This is a genomic window from Natrinema gari JCM 14663, assembly GCF_000337175.1.
Lineage (GTDB): Archaea > Halobacteriota > Halobacteria > Halobacteriales > Natrialbaceae > Natrinema > Natrinema gari.
The window spans coordinates 38908-54807 of the sequence record NZ_AOIJ01000084.1; the positions used below are offsets into that span (position 1 = coordinate 38908).

General features: G+C 58.7%; 22 protein-coding genes. 17 read left to right on the forward strand and 5 right to left on the reverse strand.

Annotation, left to right across the window (positions count from 1 at the left end):
• Window positions 1-75: 75 nt before the first annotated feature.
• Window positions 76-1848, reverse strand: coding sequence for a hypothetical protein (locus tag C486_RS17920; protein ID WP_008458713.1), 1773 nt, complete (start codon window positions 1846-1848; stop codon window positions 76-78).
• A 660-nt stretch (window positions 1849-2508) separates the two neighbouring features.
• Between C486_RS17920 and C486_RS17925 the strand changes: the two genes are divergently transcribed.
• The 7 genes from C486_RS17925 to C486_RS17950 all read left to right on the forward strand — a co-directional run bounded on the left by C486_RS17925 (window position 2509) and on the right by C486_RS17950 (window position 5755).
• Window positions 2509-2949 (forward strand): hypothetical protein, encoded by a 441-nt coding sequence (locus C486_RS17925; protein ID WP_008458714.1) that lies wholly within the window; start codon window positions 2509-2511, stop codon window positions 2947-2949.
• Between the two features lie 182 nt (window positions 2950-3131).
• Window positions 3132-3674, forward strand: coding sequence for a hypothetical protein (locus tag C486_RS17930; protein ID WP_008458716.1), 543 nt, complete (start codon window positions 3132-3134; stop codon window positions 3672-3674).
• Window positions 3652-3774: a hypothetical protein gene (locus C486_RS22955; protein ID WP_449289195.1), complete on the forward strand. Its 123-nt coding sequence runs from the start codon at window positions 3652-3654 to the stop codon at window positions 3772-3774. The genes C486_RS17930 and C486_RS22955 overlap by 23 nt, the downstream gene beginning before the upstream one ends.
• A 73-nt stretch (window positions 3775-3847) precedes the next feature.
• A complete protein-coding gene (locus C486_RS17935) occupies window positions 3848-4138 on the forward strand; it encodes a hypothetical protein (protein ID WP_008458718.1) in 291 nt (96 codons plus the stop codon).
• Window positions 4138-4473 (forward strand): DUF7558 family protein, encoded by a 336-nt coding sequence (locus C486_RS17940; protein ID WP_008458720.1) that lies wholly within the window; start codon window positions 4138-4140, stop codon window positions 4471-4473. The genes C486_RS17935 and C486_RS17940 overlap by 1 nt, the downstream gene beginning before the upstream one ends.
• A 176-nt stretch (window positions 4474-4649) precedes the next feature.
• Window positions 4650-5249, forward strand: a complete 600-nt coding sequence (locus C486_RS17945) for a DUF7437 domain-containing protein (RefSeq protein ID WP_008458722.1) — start codon at window positions 4650-4652, stop codon at window positions 5247-5249.
• Window positions 5246-5755, forward strand: coding sequence for a hypothetical protein (locus C486_RS17950; RefSeq protein WP_008458724.1), 510 nt, complete (start codon window positions 5246-5248; stop codon window positions 5753-5755). Before C486_RS17945 ends, C486_RS17950 begins: the two co-directional genes overlap by 4 nt.
• A 2-nt stretch (window positions 5756-5757) precedes the next feature.
• On the opposite strand, the gene C486_RS17955 is transcribed toward C486_RS17950, so the two are convergent.
• Window positions 5758-6018: a phage PhiH1 repressor protein gene (locus C486_RS17955; protein WP_008458726.1), complete on the reverse strand. Its 261-nt coding sequence runs from the start codon at window positions 6016-6018 to the stop codon at window positions 5758-5760.
• 121 nt (window positions 6019-6139) lie between these two features.
• On the opposite strand from C486_RS17955, the gene C486_RS17960 reads away from it, so the two are divergent.
• Both C486_RS17960 and C486_RS17965 read left to right on the forward strand, forming a co-directional pair.
• Window positions 6140-6400, forward strand: coding sequence for a HalOD1 output domain-containing protein (locus C486_RS17960; protein WP_008458727.1), 261 nt, complete (start codon window positions 6140-6142; stop codon window positions 6398-6400).
• A 693-nt stretch (window positions 6401-7093) separates the two neighbouring features.
• Window positions 7094-7960 carry a hypothetical protein gene (locus tag C486_RS17965; protein WP_008458729.1) on the forward strand — a complete coding sequence of 289 codons (867 nt, stop codon included), beginning with the start codon at window positions 7094-7096 and terminating at the stop codon, window positions 7958-7960.
• Between the two features lie 103 nt (window positions 7961-8063).
• Here C486_RS17965 and C486_RS17970 read toward each other — a convergent pair whose 3' ends face one another.
• Window positions 8064-8789, reverse strand: a complete 726-nt coding sequence (locus tag C486_RS17970) for a 3'-5' exonuclease (RefSeq protein WP_008458731.1) — start codon at window positions 8787-8789, stop codon at window positions 8064-8066.
• Window positions 8790-8898: 109 nt separating this feature from the next.
• Here C486_RS17970 and C486_RS17975 point away from each other — a divergent pair, with 109 nt between their 5' ends.
• Window positions 8899-9660: a hypothetical protein gene (locus C486_RS17975; protein ID WP_152419199.1), complete on the forward strand. Its 762-nt coding sequence runs from the start codon at window positions 8899-8901 to the stop codon at window positions 9658-9660.
• A 3-nt stretch (window positions 9661-9663) separates the two neighbouring features.
• Here C486_RS17975 and C486_RS17980 read toward each other — a convergent pair whose 3' ends face one another.
• On the reverse strand, window positions 9664-10245 hold the full coding sequence (locus C486_RS17980; RefSeq protein ID WP_152419200.1) for a hypothetical protein: 582 nt from the start codon (window positions 10243-10245) through the stop codon (window positions 9664-9666).
• A 117-nt stretch (window positions 10246-10362) separates the two neighbouring features.
• Between C486_RS17980 and C486_RS17985 the strand changes: the two genes are divergently transcribed.
• The 4 genes from C486_RS17985 to C486_RS18000 all read left to right on the forward strand — a co-directional run bounded on the left by C486_RS17985 (window position 10363) and on the right by C486_RS18000 (window position 13063).
• Window positions 10363-11289, forward strand: a complete 927-nt coding sequence (locus tag C486_RS17985) for a transcription initiation factor IIB (protein ID WP_008458738.1) — start codon at window positions 10363-10365, stop codon at window positions 11287-11289.
• Between the two features lie 94 nt (window positions 11290-11383).
• Window positions 11384-12247: a biosurfactant protein 1 gene (locus C486_RS17990; RefSeq protein ID WP_008458739.1), complete on the forward strand. Its 864-nt coding sequence runs from the start codon at window positions 11384-11386 to the stop codon at window positions 12245-12247.
• A gap of 155 nt (window positions 12248-12402) precedes the next feature.
• Complete coding sequence (locus C486_RS22520; RefSeq protein ID WP_008458741.1) at window positions 12403-12591, forward strand: hypothetical protein; 189 nt, start codon at window positions 12403-12405, stop codon at window positions 12589-12591.
• 91 nt (window positions 12592-12682) lie between these two features.
• On the forward strand, window positions 12683-13063 hold the full coding sequence (locus C486_RS18000) for a hypothetical protein (RefSeq protein ID WP_008458742.1): 381 nt from the start codon (window positions 12683-12685) through the stop codon (window positions 13061-13063).
• Between the two features lie 148 nt (window positions 13064-13211).
• Here the strand turns inward: C486_RS18000 and C486_RS21185 are convergent, their stop codons facing one another.
• Window positions 13212-13733 (reverse strand): hypothetical protein, encoded by a 522-nt coding sequence (locus tag C486_RS21185; RefSeq protein ID WP_152419201.1) that lies wholly within the window; start codon window positions 13731-13733, stop codon window positions 13212-13214.
• Window positions 13734-13858: 125 nt separating this feature from the next.
• Between C486_RS21185 and C486_RS18010 the strand changes: the two genes are divergently transcribed.
• The 3 genes from C486_RS18010 (at window position 13859) to C486_RS18020 (ending at window position 15899) form a co-directional block, all read left to right on the forward strand.
• Window positions 13859-14740: a hypothetical protein gene (locus tag C486_RS18010; RefSeq protein ID WP_152419202.1), complete on the forward strand. Its 882-nt coding sequence runs from the start codon at window positions 13859-13861 to the stop codon at window positions 14738-14740.
• Between the two features lie 140 nt (window positions 14741-14880).
• On the forward strand, window positions 14881-15303 hold the full coding sequence (locus C486_RS18015) for a hypothetical protein (RefSeq protein WP_049910694.1): 423 nt from the start codon (window positions 14881-14883) through the stop codon (window positions 15301-15303).
• Window positions 15304-15407: 104 nt separating this feature from the next.
• Window positions 15408-15899: a hypothetical protein gene (locus tag C486_RS18020; RefSeq protein WP_008458749.1), complete on the forward strand. Its 492-nt coding sequence runs from the start codon at window positions 15408-15410 to the stop codon at window positions 15897-15899.
• Window position 15900 lies beyond the last annotated feature (1 nt).

Sequence of the window (15900 nt, forward strand, 5' to 3'; positions counted from 1 at the left end):
TCTATCGTTGGTTTCGCACCGGTATAGTCCTATAATCATACAGTCAATGATAGAAACACCACCCTCAGCAACAGCTTATGACGATTGGATCAGCTCGTCCAATTCATCCACAATCCATCCTCCAGTAGCCCCCTTTGCAACAATTTCGTGACGAACTCCATCGTTGTACACTAACTCTAGCTCCCGGTGATATTCCAGCCCAGAGCGCCCCTCAATCATCGCCTCCAGACGCCGTAACATGAACTCACTATACTTCCACGGCAATGATCCCTCTTCATACTCTCTCAAGTCGCTACACCTCGTGAATAGGATTTCCGTGATATACTTCTTGAACTGGTGTGGAATCTCTTCAGTCGTCAGAATCTCCTGGTGACACGACAACATAATCTCTACTGCTGACTTAGGAATGGTCCCACCTCGATCACGCCGATACGATTCTAGCGCTATGAATTCCTCAAAGTCGCCATCCTCATCCTTCACATCATACTCGTCGTTTTTAACCATCCGTTCCATAATCCGGAGTAAATCTCCCATGTTACTGATCATCTCATACATAAATCGGGAGTAGTCGTTCGGCCATTCGCTATCTGGATCAGTTTCCTCCGTATTCTCGTAGTTCTCGCACATTAGGCGCGTCATCGATTCGTAATAATACAACCACATATGCCAGTCAATTCGCTGGTAGAACGCCTCACGCACCATAATATCAAAGAAACTGATGGCGATGAAGAGCGGGTCGTTAAACACGTAGTCCTTCGAGCGATTCGCAGATGTCAACCGCTGAGCGTTGTACTTATCGTAGTCTTTCGTTCCCTGATCGCGCAGCATCTCTTTGGCCGTATCCCCGACCGGCTTGTACGCATCTAATTCCTCAGCACGAGAGCAATCCGAGAACAACGCATGCAACAACCGATTATCGGGATCAACTCGATATCGGTAGATCCCGGCCATCGACATATTATTCGAGATTTCTTGATACAGCAAGCTGTTTTCTTCTCGAAGGAGCGTTGTGAGGTACTGGTGCGTAACGTCTCGACGCCGAAACCCGTCGAGGTCGGTGTCTAAGATGATGTCAATCCCGAGCCCAGGGTCAAGAATTGGGTGTTTAGCGCCGAATTCAGGGTCCAACAGCAGAGTTTCTGTGTAACTGTAGGCGTCTTCTGCCGAGTCTGCAAGCCGGTACCGTAGCGCTGCGAGGTAGTATATTGCTTGCCGACGCTTCAGTTCAAAGATGTCTCGTACACGCTCACGAGCAGTTTGCTCTACGTTATCTTCCTCTACATATTCGATCAAAGGCGAAGAGTCATCGAGTTCTTCTGCTTCTTCTTCAGTCTCGATAAGGGTGTGTGTGACTGAAATATCGATGTCTCGCCATTGTTGTTCACTCGGTGGAGTGGGTTTTTTCGGGTGGTCGATAAGGGGTGTATAGTTGTCCCGAAGTACTTCCACGAGGGTAGCGTATTCGCCCCGGTTGTAGAGGTCTCGAAGTGTGGATAAGAGCATTTGTTCGTTGCGAATACGCACGCTTTTGCTTAGGAAGACTCCAAGGAATATGCCCATGATCGTGATGGCCGCAGCTAACTGGATGAATTCGATTTCGAGAGCAGTGATTTCGATAGGGGATTGTGTGTAAGAGGTAGTCAGGCTCCAGAGTGTGGTTTTGTCAGTGTTCTGTAAGTAGATGCTTCCGGCGTAGCTCGCTAGAACGGTCAGTCCGAGAGCTGTGAGAAGGGCTGCAAAAGGTTTGTTCCAGAGTGTATAGGTAACTCGGAGCTGTCGATATCGCGGTAGAACGCTGTAGATGGCGACAATGGTGGCGAAAAGTGTGAATATAAATAATTCCGCCATTTTCCAGGGAGTGGTTCTCGAGGTTTATTAACTGTGAGTATTTGCACAGCCGTCTATCCAGCGACAATCAGATGGACCATCAAGCAAGATACGCGCCCCGTGTTCAGCACGTCAGCTGAAACCCATCAAAACAGATGAATTATAAGAATTTCCTAGATAGTAGATACAGATTCCACTATAACCCCGTCGGGCAATTTCCAGCGGCTAACACGGCCGGAACCGAGGGAATCGGGGATATTCCACAATTCGAAGTGCCGGGTCGGGGGATCTCGAGAGATTCAGTCCAGGTGAAGCAACGGTTCCAAGTTATCCAGATACGGCCGTAATCACCTTCGTTACCCTGCCGTCGAGCAATTTTTGAGATTACAGCATTACTCCGGAACTCGTCGAGGTATTTTCTACCGCCTCAAATCGGCCCGACGGAGTTCTTCTTCGATTTGAGGGCGTTATATTGTCTTGCATATCGCGGTTTTCGTCCAAAGAAAGAGGCGATATGCAGTGTGCAAAGGCCGCCGGCTCTCTCAGGCCGAGGGGCCATCACGGGGGTAGTGGAATTATAGACGTATCAGATTTAGCTCATAGGTTGAGCGGGTGCGTTTTGGTGGTGTCTATCGCCCCCACGAGGGGGTGGCGGGGCGCATCACGTGCCCCCGATAGACGATGACTTCGGAACAACGCTGGAAAACACGAGCAGCGGATCACGCAGGAACTACCCCCGACGATGAGGCCCCGTGGGCGGACCTCGAGATGGCGGTTCCGACCGGCCGGGATCACGCGTTGGTCGTCGCCCTCGTGGAGTGTGCTCTCGTCGAACTCACGCACGAGGCCGTGGGCGCCGTCTTCGTCTCCCGGCAGGTCGGGCGGTCGACGCGGACGCAGTACGTCGCAGCCGACGACGTCGGCGAGCAGTTCCAGAAACGGCACTTCGACGACCGGCTGGGCTGGCACGAGACCACCGTCCCTCGAGGAACCGTTCGCGACGAGCTCATCGCCCAACTCACACGGTCGCCCTCGACGACGGCGGAACGATCAGGTGAGGGAGCAGCCAGCGAGCCAGACACCTTCGTCGTGAAGCCAGTTCGAGATCTTCGAACTCCGTAGCGGCTAGACTTAACCAACATTTCCGGCCGAAACCGGCATCGTGTTGGTTAACATTGAGGCTGGATCCACCCCCTCGTCCCCGCCCGCCGCCCTGATACTCGAGTGAGTGAAGCCTGGCGGCCGGTCGACTCGAATGGCCGTCGCGACGGGTTTTATCGGGCCGCTGTTCGTCGAGAGCGAGTATGGTCGTCGTCGAGGAGGTCACCAAACTAAGCGAGCGCCGCACCCAAACCTCGTCCGAGGCGTTTCCGGATGAGTCGCTGGCGTCGATTCAGACGGCCGTCGAAGCCGTCCCGACAAGCGTCTTCGACGGCTCGACGAAGCACACGGAGGTCGGCGGCTTCGATGCCGCGATCGCCGACGAGCTCTCGCAGTACGAGTACGAAGGGGACGCCGCCGGCGGCTACAACCCGAACTGCAAGCTCTGGTCGCATCAGGGGTTCAACTACAGCGTCGATCTCTACGACGCCGACGCCCGCATCGCCATCGAGGTCGAGAAGAGCGAACGGAAGAACGTCAGCGACGATCTCCTCAAGTTCCAGAAGGGGTACCGCACCAAGAAGGACGGCCGGCCGAAGATCGAGTTCGGCTGTCTGGTGGTGCCGGTGAACTACCTTGGTCGGCATAACCTCTACCAGCACAGCCTGACAAAGCTCGACTTCATGAAGGGCGTCNATCGAGTTCGGCTGTCTGGTGGTGCCGGTGAACTACCTTGGTCGGCATAACCTCTACCAGCACAGCCTGACAAAGCTCGACTTCATGAAGGGCGTCCTGTTCATCGACGACGTCGCCGTCATCGGCTATCACGACCCGCGACCGGACTGACGCTGTCCGCCCTGACTGTTTGTCGGCGCCGGGAGGCGTGCAGCGCGCAACAGCGTGCGCTGCGTGACTCATCATGCCTGGTCCCGATCCTCACGACGACACGAGTCGCGACTACGAACAGTTCGAGAAAGAACTGCTCGCCCAAGACCGCGACGCCACCAGCGTCGACACGGCGGACGTCGACGACACGACGGCCCAACGCCTGGTCAACGACCCCGTCGACGCGGACGTCGTCACTCCGGTTCCCGAGGACCACGTTCTGGTTCACGAGCCGAGCGGCGCCGCATTCGACTCGACGACACAGCTGGCCGTCTTCCACCGCGGCTGGACGGCCGGCCGCGACGCCGACGGGGAGGACGAGTGATGCAGCAGACCCTCGTCGGCTGTGCGTTCTGCGATGCCCCGCCTGGTATCGAGACTGGCGAGGCGCACACCTGGGGGCAAGACGAGCGGGTCACGCACCCCATCTGCGTCGACTGCGCGATCCAGACGGAACCGGATCCCGACGAGCGCGATCACGTTGCCTGTGACGGCTGTGGGCTGGTCGTCGACACGCTCGCGGCGCTCACGCGGTTCCGGGTCGAACTGGGGCATCTGGAAGGCCCGTTACAGCTGTGCGCCCGCTGTAGTCCGGGCGGGCTCGCGACGTACTGGACGCGTGACCTCGAGGAGCATCTCGTCGCGGCACCGGCGGAGTGACCCAAACACTCTTTACTGATTCGCTGTAAACTGTAATCAAGAACGATCCGTGTCACGCACTTCAAATCGCGCTGNGTACTGGACGCGTGACCTCGAGGAGCATCTCGTCACGAGGCCGGCGGAGTGACCCAAACACTCTTTACTGATTCGCTGTAAACTGTAATCAAGAACGATCCGTGTCACGCACTTCAAATCGCGCTGACGGCGACATCGTCCGCGACTTCCTCTCGGTCGCGGACCTCCTCGAGGAGCCACAGCTAGCTCAGCTGTACGCGTACCTCGCTCGGGAAGGCGAGGCGACGGTCCAGGACGTGATGGACGACCTCGAACTTGCCCAGGGGACGGCCTACAGCTACGTCAACAGGCTCGTCGACGCCGGCGTCGTCGACGTCACCAACGACGAGCAACCCCGTCGGTACGCCGCCCGGGAGATCGACCTGACCGTGACGACGGCTGCCGGCGACCGCGAGTACACGATCACGCCGGCGCTCATCGACGCCGTCGGCCGCCGCGAGACGGACGCCGACATCGACACCTACATCGACCGTCACGGGGTCGCCGGCCTCGCGACCGCGCTCACCTACGCGGTTGCTCGGGAGCGTGGGGAAGTGACCCATCGGCTGATGGCGGAGGACCTCGACATCTCGCCGCTGGCTGCGGAGATGATCCTCCAGGCGCTCCGGCCCGTCGTCCACGAGCACTACGACATCGAGGAGGCGGGGGCAGGACTCGACGAGTTGAACATCGACGACGGCGACGCAGCTGACGACGCGTGAGCCGGCTCCACATCGCCGACACCGGCCTGTTCGTTGCGATGGGACAGCCGTCGAACAGTCGCTACCAGGCAGTGCGGCGATTCGCCCGCCGGAACGACGTCACGTTCGTCCTGCCCGAGCGGGTGTACGAGGAGCTGACCGTCGACGATCCCGACATCGAGGACGTGCCGGTCGACGCCGCGATCGACGAGGGGTGGGCGACGGTAGCGGCGCCACTCGAGTTCTCCGAACCCATCGTCTCTCGGGCGATGGATGGCGTCCAGCGGTACATCGCGAACGCTGACGACCGGCCCGCGGACGAGATCGAACGTGCCGACGCCGCCCTCGCCGCCCTCGCTGCCCAGCATCTCAGTACGGGGACCGCGTCAGCGGTGTACATCTACACGACCGATATCGCAGCCGGTGAGGGAGCCGAAACAGTGCTTGCCAGTGAGGGCTACGGGGATTCAGTAACGTTCGTGAACGGGTTCCGGTTCATCGAAGACCTGGTCGCCGGAGACGGCTGACGCTATTCGGAGTCGAGATCACGAGCGTCGATCTCGCCGGCGAGATACTGCTCTCCCGTTCGCGTGATATCGTAGACGCCGTTGCCGAGGTGGACGAGGAGGCCATAGGTGACCAGCGTCTTGCAGCGAGCGTTGATGTGTTGCCGGGAGAAGCGCACGCGATCGCTGTCCGCCATTTCCTTCGGGGTGTCGGGGCCGTCCTCAGAGAGATGCTCCAGAATGCGGTCATCAGCGCGAGACATCCAGTCGGCGTCAAAGCGCATAATCGCTTCTGGTTGCGCCGACGCTATCCCAAACGCGCTAAGTCAAATGTAGAAGCGTACCGCTTCTGTGGTTGACTCCTAACGTTTTAAACGCCCGCCACCCTAAGCGCCGAGCGTACAGATGCATTCCCCGTCCACCGGCAGTTCGGATGGATCCAGTGACCTCCTCGTTGAGATCATCGAGACACTCGAAGCGTGTGGGCTCGAGGACGATTCCTACCAGCTCCACGATTACGTCGACCCCGATGCACTCGAACAGGTGATCGCCTCCGCAGATGAGACCATCACTGTTCAGTTCACCGTCGAGGGGATCCCGCTCGATGTCTCGCCGGAGGGCGTGGAGGTCATCGTCGAGGACGAGTCCGACGCTGTCACCGAATAACGACCGGAACAGGTGGGATACTGATTGTTCTCGAAAGCCCTCGGCCGCTCGACGTCCCGCGACCGCCGCTGCGCGCCTCGTCCCTGCGGTGCTTGCGGGGTCGGGGGACGGCCGAGACGGCCTCGCCCTTTCTGAGTCCGCCAGGGCGGTGAATGGCTCACCGAGCGACGTGGTCGGCCGGACAGGTGTGTACGTAACGGCCCGCCCCGCTCGCCGCTGCCGCCCTCCGCGTCGCTCGCGACCGACCATTCCGGGCGTGCGGGCGCTCTCCGCACCGCCCGCGCCCGTTCCGGGCTAAAGTGAATCTGGTCTCGACGCCAGCGGGTAAGCGCGGGGGGCTGCGCGGCGTGGCTGCTCACCCCCCACGCTTACTCCGCTGGCCGCTCGCTCCGGGCGGGTCGGCGCGCGGTGCTGGTTGGGGTCACCTCATGCAGGCGCGCTCTCGCTCGCGCCCGGTAGGGCGCTCGCGAAGGCGCGAGCGAGAGCGCGCAGATGGTTCTGTCGGTCGTTGTCGTCGGAAAANCACCTCATGCAGGCGCGCTCTCGCTCGCGCCCGGTAGGGCGCTCGCGAAGGCGCGAGCGAGAGCGCGCAGATGGTTCTGTCGGTCGTTGTCGTCGGAAAACCGCGATGTAGTAGCATCGCGGTGTCGGCGCGTGAGCGCCTTCGTCGGAAATCACCGGTGAGTGATTCCAATGTCTAGTAACAACGCTAGCGGAAAGGTCGTTTCGGTCGATGAACAGGCATTCGAGAAAGCGGGCGAGCAGGCGGTCGATGAAGACGGTTTCCCGGTCGTCGACGAGACGCCGGAGTTCGAGGCGGCGGTCGAGCAGGAGACGCAGGCGAAGGTGGATGCGAACCACCCGGACGGGATCGCGGACACGAGCGAAGACCGGATTCACGGCGTCACCCTCGAACAAGAGGAGCGCATTCGGGCGCGGGAAGCCGAACTGGAGCGCATCAGTGCCCAGGCCGAGCTGGGAACGCAGGAGGGCCGGGAGCAGCGCACGCGAGAAGTCGTCAGCGAGCTGTGTGGCCGTGACGAGCCGGCGCCGACGGAGCGCACGGATCCCCGAGAGAAGCTGACGCAAGACGAACTCGCGAAGGTGAACAAGCAGGCGATGCGGATCAGCGACGAAGTGAAAGGCGGCTGGTCGAGAGCGGTCGTCGCGAAGCAGTTGGCCGAGAAGGTGCAGCGCGGGCGGGACGTCACGAAGGGGGTGCTGGAGACCCTCGAGGAACTGAAGGCGGCGCCGGGGGCAATCGTGCCCATCGCGGACGTGCCGGACGTCCCGGTCGGTGAAGTGACGGTCCAAGGTGAAATCACGCAACTCTGGGATCCGAGCGACACGTCGATATCTCAAGTCGGGCTGATCGAGGACGACAGTGGGAAGATCAAGTTCACCATCTGGGAGGCCTCTCGGAAGACGGTCGTGAGCGAAGGTGAGACGGTCCGGTTCCGGGCCGTCAAGAAGAACTGGTACCAGGGGCGGTGTAGCATCGCCATCACGGGCTGGAGCAGGATCGAATTCCCAGAGCGCGGTCGGTGGTGGGAAGAGTAGGCGAGCGCAGTGCCGTTCTTTTTTGGTGTGTGCCGGACCGACCCGGACCCCGCCGCCCCACCCTCCGCTCCGTGCTCGCTTCGCTGCGCGCGCAGCCACGACCTTACTCGCTGAAGGGGATCCTGTGCGAGAGTGTGATGAGGTGCTCGATATCGCCCAAGATGTAGTCCGAGAGCATCCGCTCCGTATGCTCGAGATTACACGGACCAATATCGTCGTGGCTGTCCGAACGAGCGTGGAGCCACGTTTCCATGATGCCTGGGATGTCGCCGCTATCGACGTAATCGGTGTCTGCATCAGCCGGGCGAATTCTCTGGAGATCTAATTCATGAGCGTAGTCGTCGAAGAACGTCCGCCGGAGCCCGACCTCCTGATGCTGGATGAGATCGTCGAGTCCAGTCCCATACCCGTATGCCTCGGCTGCGAAGTCGCCCAAATCCACAGATTCGGCACTTTCGATGATAGTCTTCAGATCGCCAGCGAGCCCATCACCGGCAGGGCCGTCAGCAGCATAGACGGGTCGCTTTTTCAGCATCGGCAGATCGAAGAAATCGCCCGCATACGTTACGATCTCGTCCGGTCGGTAGGTCCACAGCTCAGCATTGATCCGTCGTAGTAGATCCAGTTCGGACTCAAGTCCTGGAGCGCGCCGGGTGAGGATCTGCGTTCGAGGTAAGCGGCCGCCTGCTTCGGGACCGTCATACGCGAATCCGATTGCCGCGAGCTGGAAATCCTCCGGATCCTCCCAGTCAGGGTCGTCATCAGGCGTGAGATGCGGGCTAATCGTCTCGATATCGAGGGCGAGTCGTCTGGTACCACTAGATGACATAGCGGGTTGTCCAAGTCTGGATATTTAAATCGAAGTGAAGTGTCTGAGTTCAGCTGTCAGTGTTCCCGGTCGTGAATACTTTTGGCGGGGTAGACTTGATAACGGAAGTATGAATCAGGCAGACGTCTCCTGGCCAACAGCCCCCACTGGAATAGCCCCTGTGGGTCGGGTTTCCGATCCGGAATTACGTGAGCTCGCCAGTTTGCTTCGGGAAGACAGTACATCGGAGTGGTTCGAACGGGTGAAGCCGCCGAAGAACCCGCATCCGACAGTCACCAAGTTGCCGGACTACGACCACGAAGAAGAGCTAGCCGCGGTCCCGGAAGAACCAACGGAGAGCTACCGACAGCAGGCTCTTGAGTATGTCGAGGGCGTCATCGAAGCCAGGGACTCGGTCCGAGCGGATTCACTCCAGTCAGCATCTGAACTTCCAGATGGAATCAGTCGTTCAACCTCCCGTCAGTGGGTCTGGTACCATACGACCGACAGCATCCAGGAACGGACAGATGACCGGCCACGCTCGTTGGCCGAAACGATTGACCACGGCAAATATCTGTTCTTCACACCAGATGAAACGGGCGTCCTCGAGGACATCATCGTCGAGCAATTTCAGTCGCGACCGTTCGACTCTGCGAAGGTCCCAACGATTCCGAACAGAAAACCGGATGCAGTCCTCTGCCTCTATTATTCGGACGACCGATATCGAGCCGATCTCCGAGAGACGTATCAGAACGAGCCTGAAGACGATACTTACGGGGTTGCGTCTCCCTACGACCCAGAGCAGCCCATCATCAAACCGCGAGGGTTCAAAACCGACTCTGCAACGCGGCGAAATGAGTACTCTGAGGAATTCAGGCAAAAATCAGAGTAAGCGTTACTCGATGAGTTTCTCCTTGGCTTGTCGGACATTCTTTCGCACCGCTTCAGGGTGGACATCACGTTGGGATGCCCATTCTTTCGGGGTGTTCCCCAGCCCTTCCGTCATCCAATAGTCGAGGATTTCAGGTGGGGTGAGCCCATCCTCCGCCAGCTCTTGGAACCACCAGGACAGGACTAGCCTCGATCGCCGCCAAACCTCGATATCTTGAATCGGTACGACGAGATATGAGTGATCCTCTTCCAAGTCATGAGAGCGCCCACTGGACGTGAGAAGATCATGTGCCCGGATAGAATGCCACTGTTTCGCTGCAGTCGCCTCGTCCTCCTCAGCATCGATTGATTCGAAAATGGTTGACCACTCAGAGTCAGGTATAGCGAAGACGAAGTCACTCGGTGGATTCTGAAATGCTAGCTCAACCGTCGATGAAGAATTGCGCCACGCCTTCTCGAGGTAATCATCGATAACGGTCACGTCGGCGATCCGTTCCAAGAGTTCCGTAAGGCGCGACGTTGACACGGTAGTCTCGGCAGCAACCTGCTGAATTCGTCCTCGATGAACACGCCGTTTCTGATCCATACCCAACCTCTTGTTTGGTTTTACTTATAACCCCACTACAACACAACCTGTAGTTTGTTATTGGCCCCCAATGGGTGGGGCCCTCAGAAGGAGGTTTCCCAGACAGAGGTGAGTTCAATGGCAACTAGAGACATCTACGAGAGCGGATTCGACGAAGACGTCCGAACGGAATCGAGTGCGAATCAGTGTCCCGAGTGCGACGGACGGGTCACCACGAACGCGGTCGAAACGGTCTGCGAGGACTGTGGCCTAGTCATCGACGAACAGCGTATCGATCACGGGCCGGAGTGGCGGGCGTACGACGAGGAGGAGTGCGAACGAACTGGCGCCCCACTCACTGCTGCCCGCCATGATCGCGGCCTGTCGACGGAAATCGGTCGCGGCACCGATGCGAAGGGGAACGAGATCTCCGGGAAGAAACGACGGCGACTCGCGCGGATGCGCCGTGAGCAGACACGTGGTCGCTGGCGGTCGAAAGCAGAACGGAATCTCGCACACGGGTTGGGCGAAGTGCGCCGGTTGGCGAGTGCCCTCGAACTCTCCGATTCGGTCCGTGACCAGGCGTGTCAGCTCTTCCGGAGCGCTCAGAACGAGGATCTGCTTCGTGGCAGATCCATCGAGGGCATCGCCGCGGCCAGCGTCTACGGGGCCTGTCGGTGTAACGGCCTCTCGCGGTTAGTGGACGACGTCAGCGAGATGGCCCGCGTCGCGGAGTCACGGGTCACGAACGCCTACAAAACGCTGAACGAAGAGCTGGGCCTCCCTGCTGAGCCCGTCTCCCCCAGCATGTTCGTGCCGCGCCTCGCCTCAGACCTCGAGTGTCCGGACGAGATCCGACAGCGGGCCCGAGCCCTCGCGGAACAGGCCGAGGAGCGCGGCGTCACGACGGGCGTCCATCCGGCTGGGTTCGCCGCGGCCTGTCTCTACAAGGCCGGTCGCGAAGAGGGCCGATGGCTGACGCAATCCGAGGCCGCGGACGTGGCGAACGCCTCGAAGGCGACCGTCCGGGCACACCGGGATACGTTGGAAGAACAGGTCGCCTGACGGAGTCCACTGTCCCTCCGTCTGTACAGTAAATCGTTCTATCCACGCTACGATTTAAACACGAAGACGAGCCATGTTCTCTGTAGACTACTCTATGAACGGTCGTTACTCCGACTTTGAGGAACTGCGGCCGACCGGCGAGGCGTCTCACATTCCGGATACGCGGCTGGACGATGGGTGTGAAGGTGACCCCCGACGGCAACGCGTCGCGGCGAGCGCTGGTGGCTACCCCGATGCGCCGACGGTAACCGACGGCGAGTGCCGTTCCTGTGGGGTGTCAGTCCCAGACGGCCAGACGAAATGCCGGTTCTGTCTCACCAACCACCTCGGGAGTGACGCCACTAGCACGAACGAGACAACGTCGACGACGTTCCTCGGTATCGTCCACCTGGTCGTCGAGTCGACCACGTTCTACGGCGCCGTGGCGAAGGGCGGCGCCGCGGCGAACCTCCTCTCCGCCAACGAGGCGGAGCCGGCCGTCGACGACTACACCCTCATCTACGATCTCGACGAAGCACCGGCGCGCCAGCTGGTCGAGCAATGGCCCTCACTCCCCGACGCGGTACAGGTGGCCTCAAAGGAGGGAGAGCAGCTTCTCAGTGCCGCCCGTGACCGGGCTGGGTGGCACGGGCAGGGAGCGTCGGAGCGTCAGGAGCAGGCCCCGACGCGGCTCTACGACCAGCGGGGGGACGGCATCCGCGACGCGTCGCGTCTCGACGCGGTCCTCGACGACACCGACGACGCGGTGTGGCTGGTCCCAGCGATGGCGCTGACCGAATCTACTGGCGAGGCTGCGGCTGATCGCCAGGTGTCGTCGGTACCGACGACGCTGGAACTCGACTGTCAAAACTGTGGAAGGGCGACCGACCATCGGTTCAAGACCCACGAGTCGGTCCCGGATGCGGCGTGGACGGGCCAACCGATCTGGGAGTGCCGGGTGTGTGGCTCGGCTCGCTAACGACCCAGTCTCGAGTAGCTCCCGTGCTGGGCGTCGATTAACCAACATCCTGCGAGTACTGTCGAGATTCGTTGGTTAAGGCCGGGGCTCCTGCAAGCCCGACGCCAGTCTCGGTGGGGAGTCGTTCCGCGCCGACGAGCGGTGAGGCGCTTCCGATGGAGCAAGAGTTCAAACAAGGGTACCGGATGCATCGTATACTCAGCAATCTCAACCGACTCGATGTCGATCGGTTGGACGACGCGGATCGAGAGCGAGTCGAGTCGGCGAGAGACCTCCTGGAAGAGGTGAGCCTTCTCACGAGGCCGGGCGACAAAGCCGGGGCGGATGCCCACGCAGACTCCTAACTGGAGTCGCCGACCACGTCCGGGGAGGCACCTCTCGCGTCTGTTTTTCGCCCCCGACAGGGGTACGGGGGCGACCCCGTGAAGTCCAGACATGGCGACATTGCAAGCTGCGACGACGTCGACCGGCGCGATCGTATCGGATCCACAGGCAGTCCGCGAGCTCTGTGAGAGCTACTGCTTCGGGACGCTCGACTGGGGGGTTACCGAAGAGGGAGAGCTCACCATCTGGGGGTACGATGACTTCGAGGTGTACGAGGCGCGGGAGAACGGCCTCCCGGACTACGAGGGCGGTATCGTGACCCACGAGTTCTTGCGAGAACTCGCCGACCACCTCGAAACCGACGAAGAGTTCGATATCCAGACGGCGGGGTTCACCAAGTGCCGCTTCCCCGTGCTGGCGAAGCGGTACGTCGTTCGTGACGGCGAGGTCCTCCACGCAGACCTCAGTTCCCCCAACCCTATCGACGAGTAGGGTTGTTCGTCCCCGGGGTGATGAGCCTCGATAATTGACTAATACGTCTTAATTCCACTAACGATCAATAGGTTTGCTCAATAGCCGAGTTAACTCAGAATCCCAGGTCCATAATGGTACGTGGGAATTCAATTGTCGAAGAACTCCCTTAGTCTAGTTTGTTTTGAATAAGAGTCACAACTGTTTCCCAAATAACTAGCGCACCCCCGACACTCGCTACAAGGATACCGAATACATACAATCCGATGCTAACCAGTACCAGCGGTTCCCGGGGGAACAGGCCGAGGTAAAGCCCTTCACCAAAATAACTAGGCATAAAGAGAGCGAAGCCAAGTCCAGCGAAAAGGAGGCCACCCGTCAACATTGAAAACCAAGGGTGACGGTAAATGACCCTTATCAGATCGGGAGTTGGCTGTGGAACATCCTCAATTTCCTCTGGCAGATACCAAACTACCCCTGCATTCTCCTTGTTTCCAGCTTTTTTACTTTGAAGCTGGCCAGATTTTTTCATATCGTTGAGTTTGCGTAGAACCGTAGATCGAGATGCCCAGTCAATTTGCTCGTCTATCTCGGAGGTGGTGAGTACGGATTCATCCAAACTGGAGAACACCTCATAAACATCCCCAGATTGTACTTTCCCAGGTGGAGTGAATCTATCTTCAGATGACATAGGTGATTCACTGTGCTTGAGGCACGTAGCTCAGCTAGTTGAATCACGTGTCTCACCATAATACCGCTGATTCACATGTACCATATTCGGAGTGTTAAATCGGATATCGTTCGTATCCGAGAGTGATGAAGTCCCCTGTCACAACCAATCAAGGACGGAGAAATGGCTACTGGGAAGAAATGTTAGAGCGGACCCACTTAATCGACTTCGCGTTGATACTGGCTGTCCCAATCATAATTACTGTGGCGTATTTACTACCCGCACCAATTCAACAATCACTGATCCTGGAATACGGAAACCCCTCTCTGCTCAATATCTGGTCGGCCTCCTACGTACACAGAGGATTCAATCACTTCAGCAACAACTTGGTAGCGTATATTCTATACATCGTTCCGACATACCTGTTGTTTGTAAGCGCCGATCGGCGTAAGCTGTTCTGGTACTCCTTTGTCTCGTTCCTGATTTGTCTTCCGCCAGTGATAGCCCTATTGAATATCGCAGTAATTGGCCAAGGTTCAGGAGCAGGCTTTTCAGGTATTGGGGCGGCCTTTATCGGACTTCTCCTTGTGGCCTCGATTACATTTGTACGAGATCGGCTTTTGAACGAGGCAGGGGGAACAACCGGGACATCGGTGTTCCTTATTGCACTTGGGTTCACTGCGTGGAATTACACTAATTTGCTGGTTACAATAGGCATTCTAGTGGTTTCGGCTCTCCTGTTACTTTACGAGATTTACAGTATTGGGTTAGATGAGGTACGGAGAGCGGTTTCCGAACTTAATTCGAACAGGAGCCATGTGATGTTGGTATTAGTTGCCTTCGCGCTGTTCCTATCTTCTCCAACACTCTTGTTCCCGAAACAGATTGTACAGGACGGTAATGCAGTGAATATCTTCTCGCATTATATCGGCTTAGTTTTCGGGTTCTTTGTACCGACTGTATTATCCATCTACTGGGAACACTCCCATGAGATGTTCTCACCTCTTAGAGAAAAGTTCGGATATTGAGAGAACAACTCTCCACCGATAGTCATCCAAGGAATTGTCGTAACTATTAACAGCCTCAACAAACCCTCAAACTGGAGCAAGGCAGAAATTTGTTTATTAGGGGCAGGAAGAGTTGAGCCCCTCTCTAGGCTCGTGATTCGATGAGTCAAGAAGCAGCTGATGATCCATCCTCCGAATGCGAGTTGGATCCCGAGGCGATCCTCGGGACACACACCTTCGAAGACGTCCTGTTCACCGACGACACGGAAACTCCCGTGAACGTGCTCACCGGCGAGACACCGGCACATTCGCAAGCAACCGTCGAGGAAGCGAAGGAGTTCGCTGCGAGTATCGACACGGGGACGCCCCAGATCGCCCTTCCGGCTTCTGTCGAGTCGCAGGTCGAAACACAGAGCAAGCCCTACACGGCGGCTGCATTCTTCCACTTCAAGGCGACTGGCTCGCTCGAACGGCACCGCGCCTACCACGCAGCCCACAACTCGGACGCGTTCGCCGTCGATTTTGAGGCCGACTACGAATCGGGCGATCTAACCATCACTGTCGAACGAGCGGACGAAGCCTGAGAATCCGCCGTCACGAGGAGAGTTTTTCGAGCGCCGGCGATGGGTGCCGGCGCAGCTGGAGCGAGCAACGACCCCCGGTGCGTCGGCGTTTCGAGGTGTTCAAGATGCACATGGTGATTTACGCTCTGGTAGAAGAATCGACCCACGACGACGCCCTGGCCACCGGAAAGGCGGTGTTCGACCGCTTGGTCGGCGCGGACCCACACGCCGGCGCCGTCTTCGACTACTACGTCACGTTCGATGAGGATAACACGTCCGTTGCAGGGAAGGCGCGATGGGGAGAGTTGCCGACTGCAGCCCCGGTCGACTCCGACGACGGCCAGAATCTCCTCGAGCGTGGCTGGGAGGCAACGAAGGAAGAGTTCGAGCGCAACCTCGAGCGGGTGAAGGAAGCCATCGACGAACTCTCCGACGAGGAGATCATGCGCGACGAGGACCTCGCGCGGCACGCCTTCCACCAGGTCGGTGCGTACGACGGCCCGACAATCTTCCTGTACACCGAACACGGAACCGGCATTCGTCACCGTGGACAGCTGGATCGACTCCTCGAGGAGAGTGAAGAGCTCTGGATCGTGCCCGCTGACGTCCACTTCTAAC